At 62.4% G+C, this 13,035-nt stretch carries 9 protein-coding genes; 5 read left to right on the plus strand and 4 right to left on the minus strand.

Features of this window, described 5'->3' with window-relative positions:
- Positions 1-104 precede the first annotated feature (104 nt).
- Both NED98_RS10630 and NED98_RS10635 read left to right on the plus strand, forming a co-directional pair.
- The gene (locus NED98_RS10630; RefSeq protein WP_265270393.1) at positions 105-791 is read left to right on the plus strand and encodes a response regulator transcription factor; all 687 of its coding nucleotides are present in this window, start codon (positions 105-107) and stop codon (positions 789-791) included.
- Positions 791-2,170: a sensor histidine kinase gene (locus NED98_RS10635; RefSeq protein WP_265312956.1), complete on the plus strand. Its 1,380-nt coding sequence runs from the start codon at positions 791-793 to the stop codon at positions 2,168-2,170. The genes NED98_RS10630 and NED98_RS10635 overlap by 1 nt, the downstream gene beginning before the upstream one ends.
- A 412-nt stretch (positions 2,171-2,582) precedes the next feature.
- Here the strand turns inward: NED98_RS10635 and NED98_RS10640 are convergent, their stop codons facing one another.
- The 4 genes from NED98_RS10640 to NED98_RS10655 form a co-directional block, all read right to left on the minus strand.
- The gene (locus NED98_RS10640; RefSeq protein ID WP_265312957.1) at positions 2,583-4,400 is read right to left on the minus strand and encodes an ATP-dependent helicase; all 1,818 of its coding nucleotides are present in this window, start codon (positions 4,398-4,400) and stop codon (positions 2,583-2,585) included.
- Positions 4,387-6,168, minus strand: a complete 1,782-nt coding sequence (locus NED98_RS10645) for an ATP-dependent nuclease (protein WP_265312958.1) — start codon at positions 6,166-6,168, stop codon at positions 4,387-4,389. Before NED98_RS10645 ends, NED98_RS10640 begins: the two co-directional genes overlap by 14 nt.
- A gap of 216 nt (positions 6,169-6,384) precedes the next feature.
- A complete protein-coding gene (locus tag NED98_RS10650; RefSeq protein WP_265312959.1) occupies positions 6,385-7,509 on the minus strand; it encodes a PD-(D/E)XK nuclease domain-containing protein in 1,125 nt (374 codons plus the stop codon).
- A gap of 134 nt (positions 7,510-7,643) precedes the next feature.
- Entirely contained in the window at positions 7,644-10,043 is a 2,400-nt protein-coding gene (locus tag NED98_RS10655; RefSeq protein ID WP_265312960.1) for an argonaute/piwi family protein, read from the minus strand.
- Between the two features lie 556 nt (positions 10,044-10,599).
- Between NED98_RS10655 and NED98_RS10660 the strand changes: the two genes are divergently transcribed.
- From NED98_RS10660 to NED98_RS10670, 3 genes are all read left to right on the plus strand, one after another.
- Positions 10,600-11,082: a DUF805 domain-containing protein gene (locus NED98_RS10660; protein WP_265312961.1), complete on the plus strand. Its 483-nt coding sequence runs from the start codon at positions 10,600-10,602 to the stop codon at positions 11,080-11,082.
- A 137-nt stretch (positions 11,083-11,219) separates the two neighbouring features.
- Complete coding sequence (locus NED98_RS10665) at positions 11,220-11,828, plus strand: hypothetical protein (protein WP_265312962.1); 609 nt, start codon at positions 11,220-11,222, stop codon at positions 11,826-11,828.
- A gap of 253 nt (positions 11,829-12,081) precedes the next feature.
- Positions 12,082-13,002, plus strand: coding sequence for a nucleotidyltransferase and HEPN domain-containing protein (locus tag NED98_RS10670; protein WP_265313109.1), 921 nt, complete (start codon positions 12,082-12,084; stop codon positions 13,000-13,002).
- The last annotated feature ends 33 nt before the right edge of the window (positions 13,003-13,035 follow it).

Below are 13,035 nucleotides of genomic sequence, written 5' to 3' on the forward strand. Positions count from 1 at the left end.
CACCATTGCCGCTTGTTCATTCGGCGGGTTATTTTCGCGTCATTCAGGTGTAACGTTCCAGAACGTCTCACCTCAATCCTTTGAATTAGTGGGAGTTAATCGCGTTGCCGAAATATATTCTCGTCGTTGAAGACGATCAGACGACGCGAAAGCATATTGTTCAGGCGCTGACCGCCGAAGGCTTCAGGGTGGACAGCACCGCCGATGGCCGTGACGCCCTTTATCAGGCGAGCGCAGGCAGGTTCGACGCCATCATTCTCGACCGCATGCTGCCGAGCCTTGATGGCATGGCGGTGATGGCTGCCCTCAGGGCGGTGAATATCGACACGCCGGTGCTGATCCTCTCAGCCCTCGACAAGATCGAGGATCGTGTCACCGGCCTCACCTCCGGCGCGGAAGATTATCTCATCAAGCCATTCGCGATGGCCGAACTCATCGCGCGGCTTCACCTCATGGTCGATCGCCGTTCGCTTTCGCGGCTCGAACAAGCGCGACTGACCTGCGGCGACCTCGAGATGGATTTGACCTATCATAAGGTACGCCGTGGAAGCCGCGATATCGAGCTCCAGCCACGCGAGTTTCGGGTGCTTGAATATTTTCTACGTCACCGCGACCAGGTGATAACCCGCGCCATGCTGCTGAAGCAGGTTTGGGACTGTGAATTCGACCCGGGCACGAATGTCGTCGAAGCCCAGATCAGCCGCCTGCGCAAGAAGCTCGAGAACGATGGGGACATGCCCTTGCTTCACACGATAAGAGGAGCTGGTTACAAGCTTGGAACGGAACGCTGATGCGTGTGCCATTCGGCCGGCTGCAGTCGTTTACATGGCAAATCATCGTCACCGTCGCCTTGCTCCAGCTGGTGGCCGCCGGGTTGCTGCTCAGCTTCGTACAATGGCAAAATCGCGAACAGCTACAGGCAATGCAACGCGACGCTGTATCGCATCGACTGCGAGACCTGTCCGCGTTGCAGCGCCTGCAGGGCATCCAACAGCTCGCCCGCACAATCAACGCCGCCATCGGTGAGTTCACGGCTGACGAGGTCATCCAGCTGCGCGTGCCCGGTGGCCAGGTGATCGCGGGCAACATCGTCGATCGTCCGACAATCCCCACGGCGAGGACCGGATTATATCGGATCGTCACCCGCCGCATTGGTAGCGCGACGCCCGAGCGGGCCCTTATCACGATCGCGAAATTTCCTTCCGGGGAAGAGCTGCTCGTAGGATCGGTGGTTGAGGACGACTTTCGTCTGATTTCTGGCTTTACACAGGCGAGCATCGTCGCGCTCCTGCTCGCGATCCCGCTCGCTTTTGTTGCAGCCCTTCTGATCGCGCGCCAGATCAGCACCCGGCTACGATCGGTCACTGCGACCGCCTCGGGGGTCGAGCAAGGCGATCTATCCCGGCGCGTGCCGCGAGATGCGAGCGATGACGCGTTCGACGAGCTTGCCGCGGGCATGAACTCGATGCTCGATCGGATCAATGAGCTTGTCTCGGAACTCCGGCTGGTGACTGAAAGCCTGGCTCATGATCTTCGCTCGCCATTGACGCGGATTCGACATCGCATCGAGGAGCTTCAGGGTACGCCGCTTGCAACCGGCTCCCCATTGCTTGACGCCGTCGAGCATGATCTGGCGCTGGTGCTCAAGACCCTTGCGATGATGCTGCAGATCACCCGGACCGAGGCAGGCATTGGTGTCGATTCAAAGGAAGCGACCGATATCGAGGCGCTGTTGCGTGATATTGCCGAAATGTATGAACCGGTTGCAGCGGAGAATGGATTTTCCATCGTGATCGCCGCTGCGCCGGGTCTTTCCGTTCCGGCGCACAAGAACCTTCTGAGGCAGGCCCTCTCGAATTTGCTCGACAATGCGATCCATTATGCCACGGGCGGCAGCCGCATCGAACTCTACGGCATTCGCGACGACAAGAACGTCAAGATCGGTGTCCGCGATGACGGGCCGGGTGTCGCCTCGCATCAATATGAGCGGATCAAGCGCAGATTTGTGCGCCTTGATACCGCCCGAAGCACCTCAAGATCAGGCCTCGGGCTTGCCCTGGTCGACGCGATTGCACGCCTGCATAGCGGCGAACTGGTCCTGGGAAATGCGGCGCCGGGCTTGATTGCGAGCGTTGTTGTTCCCGCACCGCCGTCATTAGGGCATGGTTGAAAGGCGGTCGCGCTCAAATGGCGCGGAGATTTCTTGTCCATGCGCACCTCCGAAATGGGCCTCCTGACGTCGACATGGGACCACTTCATTCCTCGACACTTTCCGCGATCCAGATTGAACATATATGCGGGAGCGATGCGGCCGGCCGGCTCTCGGGATTCGCGAAAAGGCGCTAGAACGGCGTGTTGTGGGACGAAGCCGACGGTCCGAATTTTTCCGCCAAACGGCGGTTCCCGACAAGAGCCGACGTCCCATTGAAGAATCATCCGCCTGCTCGCTGTTAACGGCATGACCCAGAAGCGGTGGTCGAGGGCGCACCGCCCGCCCCAACCTCGGGACACTCGTCAGTCGGTGTTACACCCGCGTATAAGCTCAGACGACTGACCTCGCGGAACTGAAACATCGGCATCGATCAGGCGGTCCCCGCTTCAGCCATGCGCTGCTCGAGTTCGTCGAGGAATGGCGAGCGGCCGCGGTACATCCGCCCGCGCGGGGTATCGACGAACCCCGAATAAAGCATGTGAACCTCGTCGCGCGCGCGCGTCAGGCCAACGTAGAAAAGTCGCCGGCTTTCCCGCAGCTTGGTAGGCGACTCGTTATGCCACGGCAAACTGCCGAGATCGAGGCCAACCATGATCACCACGTCGTACTCGCATCCCTTCGCCGAGTGCAGGGTGAGCAGATTCAGGTGTAGCGGCGAGCCGTCGCGGCCTCCCAAGCTAGCCATGTCCACCTCGGCTAGTGCGCCCCCTACTGCCAGCGCCTCCGTCATGCGGTCGACCTGCTCGCGTTGATCGGCGAGGCCCGGCTCCGTAGCCATCAGCGCGTCTAACAAGCCGGCCCGCATCGCTGCCACGAACCCGCGGGCGGGCGCCTCGTCATCTCGCAACGACCAGAGCAAGGCGGTCAGGCGCCGAGCCTCGTCCCGCGCCTGCTGGTCGCGGACGCGCGTGCGCCGGAAGCCATGCCAACGGTCAAGAAGCCCGCGCAGCTGCGGTCGGGCCTCGCGCCAGCCACCCGCGCACCAGGCCGCGCAATCCTCGATCCAACTGGTGAGCGCGACCTTGCGATAGGGCGCGGCGGTGTCAACGCGCACATAATCGTAGCCGGCGGCGGTCGCGGCATCGGCCACGATGTTACCCGCGCGAAAGTCCTTGTAGAGGACGGCGATGTCGCCGAGGCTCCGCCCCGGCTTCGAGGCGAGCGCGACGGGAATGATCTCCGCGACAGCGTGCGCGGCTTGTCCTGCGAGACCGCCATCGCAAGGCACGAAGGCGATCACCGCCTGTCGCGCCTGATCACTTGCTTGGTAGCCGCGCGTTTCGCCGAGCGCCATCTCAGAGGCGCTGACAATCCGCGCGGCCGAACGATAGTTGAGCTGAAGCTGCACGCGCTCAACGTCGCCTCGTTCGGCGAGGTCCGTGAGCAATCCGCCATCGGCGCCGGTGAAGCCGTATATCGATTGGTCCGGGTCGCCGACTGCGAAGAGCCGCACATCACCTTCGAACGCAAGCCGACGAACGATCCGGTCGAGAGCGACACCGAGATCCTGATATTCGTCTACAGCGAGTACGGGAAACTTGGCCTGCACCAACGGCAAGACCCAGTCATGCTCGGCGATTAACCGCTGACCGAAGACGATCAAATCGTCGAAGTCGATCAGACCGGTGCGGCGCAGCTCCGCCTCGTAGGCCTCCGTCCACGCCGCGAGTTCTGCCTCGGCCTCCCAATCGTCGGCGGTGCGGTCGAGTACCGAGCGACGGTGTCGTCCGAGATCGATTGACTTCCAAGGGTGATTGACGCCGAATAGCCGGTCTCCCGAGCGCTTGAGAAGCGCCTCGCTCTGGCGCTGCGTCGCCATGGTGAGCGGGAACGGCAGCGGCAGGTCCGCGAGCCGGCCATAGGGCATGAGCAGATGACGCAGGCAGAAGCCGTGGACTGTCCCGATGAAGAGATTGGACGCTTCGCGCAGCCCGAGCCCCTCCAACCGGCGGGTCAGCTCGCGCGCGCACTCCTGACTGTAAGTGATGCAAGCGGCTCCGCGCGGGGACCGAACGTCTTCCGCAAGGATGCGCGCGAGCTTTAGGACGAGCGTCTTCGTCTTGCCGCTGCCCGGGCCGGCGAGCACGACGCAGTGGCCGGTCGAGTCGTAAGCCGCGAGTTGGCCGGGGTTGCCGGCGAGATCGGCCGCTTGGCCGAGATAGGCTGCGCTGATGCTACGCGACGGCATCGCGGATGTGCTCCAGCGCACGGCGGATATAGTCAGGACAGGCGGCGGCGGTGACTCGAGGAGCTAAGGCCTGAGCGAAGCGGCCCTTGCCGATCCGCTCGATGTAGCCGAGCAGCCGATCGGGCTCCAGCGTGGCCGGATCATCGACCCAACCTTGGATCCGATTTCTTGCCGCCTGAACAAGCGAAAGCTCGCGTAGCATCACCCGCTGCATCCGCTGGGCGAGCCCGCCTCGCCACAGTTCGAGCTCGAGCGTGTCACCGTTGACGAAGTACCCGAACGGCTCAGCGTGCTCGATCACTTCGTCGGCGTCCATCGCATCGAAGTCGACGTCCTCGTCGACAATTTCGAGGGCGCTGATCAAGCGCCGCCGGACAAACGGTGGGTGCGTTCCGTTCGGATCGCGGTCGGTTATGATGACGTGCGGAATAGAGAGACCCCGCGATCCTAGCAGCTTGACGTAGGGGGTGAAGTTGGTGCCGGCCACCGAGCAGACCGTGATGCCCAGCATGTCGAGCGGCATGTCAAGCGCCTCTGCGAAAGCCGGGACGAGGAAGCGCTCTGCGTCGCCTTCCACCAGGATGACGCCGCGAGCAAAGAACATTTCGCCGCGGCTCACGTCAATGTAGCGTTGTAGATCGCCTTCATCGCGCGTGGTGAGCGGCGCGGCGGCGGTGGACACTCCGACCGTAGCTCCCGCTGTGGGGTCATGACGCAGCAGGACTACGGAGCGGATCGGCGTCACGCTGGCGATGTGCGGGGAATGGGTCGTGAGGATCGTCGTCAGCGGCGGCTCATCCTCGTCGCCGTCCGTCCCATCAAGAAAGTAGCGGTAGACCAGGCGCTGAACGTGCGGGTGGAGATGCGCCTCGGGCTCCTCGATGGCGAAGAAGGTGTGGTCTCGCTCACCGTCAGCGACCAAGCGGTCGAGTTCGAGGCTCTTCAGCGCGAGAAAGACCAGATTGGCGGTGCCGAGGCTCGCGTCCGCGATGCCACGAGTAGTATTGTCGATGAGAAGGCGCAGGCTCCGCAGGAGCGCATCTAGCCGCGTCGGTGCAAGTCCGAGCGCGACAGGTGTTGCGTGCTGCGTGCCGGCGATCGCGGACAGGCGGTCGCTAATGCGGGTAGCCGTTGCGACCACCTCGGCCCGCCCGACAAGCTCCGTCTGGGCAGCGTTCACCTGTTCCTGTATTTCGGACCGCGCCTCCTCGTCCAACGAGGTGGCCAGTTCCTCGATCAACGGCCGCAGCGGCGAGTTGCGCCAGTTCGACAGATCCTTCTCGGCGTCGCGAAGTGCGACTTGAACATCGAGCGGCAGCATACGGCGCAGCGACGCGCCGATCACCATGTCAGGGTCGTCGCCGCCGAAAATCACGTACTCGTAATCGGCGAGACTTTCGGGATCACCTTCGAGCCCAGCCTTCGGCTGAAACCGGTAGGTCAGCCGGGCAACCATCGGCGGACCGGGATCGACAATGCAATCATTAAGATGCGCCATCAGGCGCGGATCGTCGGTGAAGTCGGTAAGCTCGACCGATACTTCAACGGTGGCGCCGAGTTTCTCTTCCCCGAGGCCGTCCCAGAACTGATCCAAGCCGAGTTGGCGATCCCGCTCCGACAAGGCAGGATCGAGGATGAGTTGGATAGCTCGCAGGAAGTTGCTCTTTCCCACCTTATTTTCGCCAACCACGACGATGCTATCGCCGGTCTGGACGTCGAGGTTCGAGAAGTTGGCGAAGTTGACGATGCGAACCCTTGATATTCTCACGTTCAGCGTTCCCGTTTTTGTCTGATCGCGAGGTCAATCGCGGTTTCGCCGACGCTAGCATCATCTTCACGATAAGCGGAGCCGCCACGCACCTCGCATGCGAATGGCTGAACGCCGCCAGTCCGATAAAGCGGCTCGGAAACAAGCGTGCTCGATATGATCAACTGAGCCGACCGACAGCCCGCAGAGAGGCGCCCTAGGAGGCGGCATTCAGGCTCATCGCGCCGTCATACGAGCTTCGTCGGAGCGCGGTGGCAGACTGCTCGGGCGCCGCACGAAGACGACGTCGATGATGCGGGTGTCGTGCCGTCTAAGCGCGTCGCGCAGGCTGTCCCATCGCTCGGGATGGGAGCTGTCAGCATCGTCATAAATATAGGCGACCATGCGGCTCCACTCCTCCGGCCGCTCGAAATAGCGAACGCAGTCTTCGCGGATCTCGGTTTCGATCTTGGCCGCCTCGGCCCAGTTGCGCACGACCTTCGCCTCGATGACGAGCTTCAGGTCGCGAATGCCGAAGTCGATGCGAGGCTGCACTAGGCCGGTCGACGCAGTGTAGCGCTCGTCGCAGAGCGACGCCCCGAAGCGGGGATAGAGGATCGCGTACAGGAAGGCCTGAACATGCGCCTCGCGGTCGATGAGCCAGCGCGCGCCCCGCCGTCGTGCGCCGTCCTCCTCCCAGGGCCAGCGCTTGAGCGCCCCTTGCGTCGCGCGCAGGATCGTTACGACCTCGTCGACCGTGGGGACGAGCGATACCGCCGCCTCCCCCGAGAGCACAGCAAGTCCCACCGACCAGGCGGCGGCGCGCTCGAGCTCGCCTGCAACCGGTGCGGTCCGGCGCAGGAGCGCGGTCATCGTCGCAATGCGCTGGTCGTCGGACGGTGCCGGTGAGAGGGTCGCGGCAAGCGGCCAGACACGGCGGAGAGCGAGCTCGAGTGCCTGCGCGTCGACATCACCGCCCGGCGCAGCCGCTTTGAGGCGCCCGCGCCCGTCCATCAGGTCGGCAGCGAGCAGCCGGGCGCGACCAGTCCAGTGGGGCGGCCCGGACCAGGAGTCCGCATAGGCTGCAAGCCAGGTCCGCTCGTCCCGCGCGTCGGCTAAATCGCGAATCCGGTTGAGGCCGTCGGCAACGCCGAGAAGCGCGATGTCGTCGGCGAGCATCTGACCGGTCGCGGTACCGGGCCGTCCGCGTAGGCGGGCAATCTCGTCGAGGAAGGCCCGGGCGTTCAGGGCGGCCGTCGCATCGTCGCTGAGGGCAAGGACGTAGCCGGCATTTGCGATCGCCGGGACGCCGCCGTAGCGCGCCGCCTCGATGGCGTCCGCGATCGACGCGGCGGGAAGCATCCAGTCGGTTGCGACATCTCCGCCCCGACATAGCCGCTCAGCAAAGCCGAGTGCCGAAGGAGCGGCGTCCTGCGCCGAAGACGCAATCGTCCTGCAAAGCTCCGCTAGGCGATCCGCCAGCAACGCCTGCGGGGTCACAGGAACCACATCGAGCCGCGCAGCCGTTCGGAGGCCAACACGGCGCTGTTCCACCCCGGTACCGGCTTAAGGTTAGCGAGGGAGGCCGCGATCAATCGCGAATAGAGGATCGTGATCGGCTCGTGCGACGGGAAAAAGCTCCGCCAAGACAGACAGGAAAAATGGAAGATCTGCCGGGCGATATAGGTGATGTCCGTAAAGTCAGAATCCGCGTGGAGGTCGATCAGGAGTGGCACGGGAAGGCCCTGCTGATCCGTCTTTACCTCGTCGACCCCGATTAGCTGCAGCAGAGCGGTTCGGGGCCCGAGCTGGAGACATCGCCCGCGCGTGGGCGCGCCCGCGCCTTTCAGGCGACGATCACCCCGCCCCGCCCAATAATCCTTGCCGCGCTGGGACGGGTCGAATTGCAGATATTCGTGGTGCTGCGAGATATTAACGAAGGCGAACTTCACCGCATGGCGATCGGCGATCAATTCGCGGACCACCGCCTTTACCGCATCGATTTCGGTGTTCTTCAACGGCTTGAAGACATGGAAGACCAGACGGACCGTCTCGCCGGCCTGCCAGTTGTTCTGCTCGCGGACATAAGCGATGCTGGTGCGCAGCTGCTGGATCAGCGCGTCGGCATATTCGTCGAACTCGACCTCCTTCGTTTGGCCCCAAACCAGATAACGGCCATCGCCTTGAAAGACGGTGGTCAGGCCAACATAGCGATCGCGAATGCCGAACCGCCCTTCACGTGTCTCGGCATAGCCAAGCCCGATGACAAGCTCGTGCGTAGCCGGCCCACGCATGGACATGACGAAGGGAAGGCCGTCGAGCTTAGCATAGGCCTGCAGCGCAAGGCCGTTCAGCGTGTAAGCGAGACCGGCTTCGTCGCTTTCGATGGTCTCGAGACGGACACCCTGGACCGGCACGCCGGCAGTCATGAACCGTGCTTTCGAGATCAGGTAGGGATTGCTTGGCGCCGGCAGGTCGCGATGGGCCTGTCGGGTCTGGACAAGCGCGAGATCGGGGGCCGCGGGCAGACGGCCCAGCAGTTGCTGGATAGCTTTCTCGTACGCGTCGACAGAAGAATTTGCCGCCGCTTCGAACTCAAACTGCACGCGGGCGAGTCGGAACTTTCCCACGAGTCCACCCTGGAAGGGATTGACCTTGGGGTTGGGGCGCCCGCTAACGATCTCGCGCCAGACGTCATCCGGAAAGCCGTCGCGTAGCGCGCACGCCAGTTCGTCGGCACTGCCTTCCTTACCCTTTTCGCAGATCACGGCGACCAACGGCGCGTTACGAGCATGCTGCATATATTTGTACGGACCGAAGGTTTTGACGCCAGCATCGGGCGACCGGTTTGTCTGGCTACCCTGTGCCCCGAACAGGAATGTCGGACGCGATGTCTCGATCGTATCGGGAAAGAGCGGGTCGCCGGCACCGAGGAGCGTTCCGACACGGATTATGAGCCCATCGGGCAGATGCAGGTCCTTGGCGAATTTGTCGCGGACGCCTTCAAGGGTCCGCCGGATGTGATCGAGCTTCTGGGCGCCAGACCAATAGTCCCGGCGCCGCTTGGCCAAGCCGGTCAAGATGCGGTGGGCCGCGCGGTCATATTGGTGGTGCACGAGGGCTTCGAGATATTCCTGGCGCGGCTCAAGAAGCACATGCTTAGCCGCGACGCTATCGTCGCCGCTGGGATCAGCCAGCCGGAGGATCCCGTTCTCAACCCCGATGACGCGACCTAGCGTTTCTAGGCGTGGTCGCATACCATCCTCGACCGGCGCATGGCGGCAGACCCACCGCCCTATGAGGTCGAAGCGCGCATCGATCAGTGCGTCACCGGAGATCGCGAGCTCGTTGGATGTGTCGACGTCAAGGAGGAGCGCGAGGAAGGCTGGGGCGGCGGCGCCCCGCGTCTGAAGGACGCGGGTATCGAAGCTGTGGCGCACGAGCACATCGAGACCCTCAACCGGCTGGAGATTACACTCTCGGATCGCGGCCGACAGCAAGGCCGCCTTGCGATTGCCCCAGCATTGCAGCGGGCGCACGGGGCGGAGGATGGTACGGGTGGCGCGCAGCCATTCGAGGAGCAGATGCTGGACGACCTTGCCCAGAAGGAGAAGATGCTCGTCGACCCGCGCGACCTGTGTTTCGCCGAGTGGTGCGACGTCGGGCACTACAGCGACGTTCCAAATCATCCCGTCGCGAACATCGAAGCGAAAGACATGGCTTGCGCGATGCCGTTCGCGCAGCGCACGATAGGTCTCCTCGTCGGCGTAAGGCTGACGACCTGCGCGGAAGCAATCGTCCGAGAAGCTCAGCGGCGCGATATTGAGACACGGTCCGGGCGATGGCGAGTTGCCGATGGCGGCTTCGGCACTCCTTGACGATGATTCGCTGCTCACCCATCACTCCCGGTTGTCCATCCATCGAGCCGCTACTCTAGTGCGGTCGTCGACGCAAAGTAATGCCGAGCGTCACGTCACCCCGCCATCGCCGATTTTCAGATATCGGAGTCGTATCTTGGAGAAGCCGCCGGGCCGCAAAGTCCGGCCAAGGTCATACGTTCCTCCTCATCATCATCGTCCGCGTCGAGATGGACGAACGGACGATTCCTGGAACCGCAAGTTTCCGCATGAGCGTTTTAAAAGAGGGCGCTTGCCGGCCGGCGGCTCCTGTCAGAACCGGACGTTCGCGCCACCACACAGGAACGGCGATACCTGGTCGCCTCCTGCCCTACCGCGGCCGAGGATGCGTACCACAAGAAGGATAGGAGGCTCACTCGAAGCGGAGAATGCGGCGTGAGGACCTATTCAGGCAATACATTTAATTTGGGGTATTTTTTCGAAACGAGACAGATCGAATTCACCCGGACTCACCGGGTCGATTGGTTCCATTCTGGTGCAATTTACCCGTTGCGACGCCTCCGCTGGTCCGTCAGACCCGCAATGGAGGGGCGCGATGGCCTATCAGGATTCATTCGGCGACAATGCCGAGCTTTTGCGGCGAACCATCACCGGGTTCGCGGATCTCTCCGGCCGCTCGCGGCGGACCGAGGTCATCTATTACTGGATCGCAACCGCCCTTGCAGGTGTGATCTTCGAGTTTCTCGTCACGACGCTTCTTCCCGCAAGTGCGGCGGTGGCGCTTACCTCGGCCTTTCAGGTCGCAACGATGATCCCGATGTTCGCCCTTCTTGTTCGACGGCTGCATGACCAGAACAAATCGGCACAATGGAGTTCATTGTATTTCCTGGCGGTGCTTCTGAGAATTCCGGTCATGATTGCCGAGCTTCGGGGCAATGTGGATGAAATCCTTACCGCGGAGCGATCCCCTGCCAACCTTCTTTCGGGCCTGTGCGGCATCATCATCATCGTTCTGTGCCTGATCGCCGGAACGAATGGACCAAATTCCTTCGGTCCCGACCCGCGGCTGGAAGGCTGAACCATCAAACCGTCCGTTCGTCCCGGCCGATGCCAGCGCTCGATCGAGCCAGAGGGCCACCGATCGCGCTTTAATTTAAAGACAATTTCTGCCGCTGCATAACCGCGGTCATTGCAACCGGGGAGCTTGCAGCATCGATGATCGTGCAAACCGACAGCGAGATCGCCTATACCACCGATCGGTGGCGCGGGGCTGCGGATGGCAGCATGACGCTCGTTCTGGCGGCGGTGTTCCTGCTGCCGCTGATCCTGTGGATCTGCTTCGACGGAAGGCGGGCTTTCGAAGCGCCCGCAGGCGCGCTCATCATAATTGGCGTGCTCGCGTTGATCGGCGGCGGGCTTGCGGCCCTCGCTTATTATCTCGGTTTCAGGCGAGTGGGCCAGCCGGATAGCATCGTCATCACGACGGGCGGACTGACCTATACGCGTTTCGGGACAACGCGAGCCTATTCCTGGCCTCAACTCGGTGACGCGGTCTATTCTTCCAACGGCCGGGGTCCCGGTTCCGTCAGGATGAAGGTCGACGGCGAGGGCAATCTCCTAAAGATCATTCCGGACGACTTTGGCATTGAGTGCCGCGAATTGATGGAGGCGATCGAAGCGGCGCGGAGAGGAACGTTGATTTCCGCGGCCGATCTGCACGCAAAGGTGCTGAAGAGCACGCGCCAGATCAATCTCGTTTTCCTCTTCCTCAGCGTCGTCCTGTTCGGATCGCTCATCATGGTCGCCGTGTTTACCAAAAAATGACCTCAAAGCGCGGGAGCGCACCTCAGCATCCCTGCGAGGCCCTGAACGGCGCGGCCGAAAATGCCGCCCGAAAATCTTAAAACGCCTGAGATATGGCCGAGAGGAGCTGGAGTCGCCGTGCGGGCACGCCCCGGCATGCTTGTTCCGAGCACCCCAAGCTCTTGAAGTTGCACCTGCCGAGGCGCCGCGATAGGCCGCTCCGACGCACTTTCAGGGGTGCATCGGAGTCTCGATGTTGCTAGCCTGTTCCACGATGCGGACCGACCTCGACCACCTCCCCCCACAGAAGCGCCGCGAACTGGAACGCGTCGTCCAGATCGTTTTCGAGGAATTCGACGACGCGCTCGCCCTCGCGAAGCAGAAGTGGAAGAAACAGGGCCGGATCGAGAAGATCATCCTCTATGGCTCGTATGCGCGCGGCGGCTGGGTCGACGAGCCGCACACCGCCAAGGGCTATCAGTCGGACTATGATTTGCTGATCATCGTCAACGACAAGCGGCTGACCGATCGCGTCGATTACTGGCTCAAGCTTGAGGAGCGGCTCAACCGCGAGCTTGCGATCACCAAGGCGCTGCACACCCCGGTCAATTTCATCGTCCACACGCTGCAGGAGGTGAACGACGGCCTCGCGCACGGCCGCTACTTCTTCATGGACGTGAAGCGCGACGGCATCGCGATCTACCAGACGCTCCCTACCGAATTGCACGAACCCAAGCCCAAGACGCCGCCGAAGGCGCTGGAGATGGCGCGGGAATATTTCGATGAGTGGTTTCCCAACGCGATGAAGCGCTTTGAAGCCGCCAAATTCCTCGTCGATAAAGGCTACTCGAAGCAGGCCGCGTTTGATCTCCATCAGACGGCGGAAAGCTTGTACAATTGCGTCCTTCTCGTGGTGACCTTCTACACACCCCATGTTCACAACATCGGTTTTCTGCGAACGCAGGCCGAGCGGCTGGATCGACGGCTGGTTGATGCCTGGCCGCGCGAGAATCGTTTCGAGCAAGCGACCTTCGAGAAGCTGAAGGACGCCTATGTGAAGGCGAGGTACTCGAAGCATTACAAGATTTCCGAGGCCGAACTGAAATGGCTGAGCCAGCGGATCGAGGAACTCGGCCGGGTCGTCCATGAAATCTGCTCCGAGCGGATCGCGGAACTCGAGCGCGCCGCGGCTTGAACAATCACCATTGCGATTGCACCGGCTTGCCTT

The sequence above is a fragment of the Sphingomonas lycopersici genome, assembly GCF_026130605.1.
Lineage (GTDB): Bacteria > Pseudomonadota > Alphaproteobacteria > Sphingomonadales > Sphingomonadaceae > Sphingomonas > Sphingomonas lycopersici.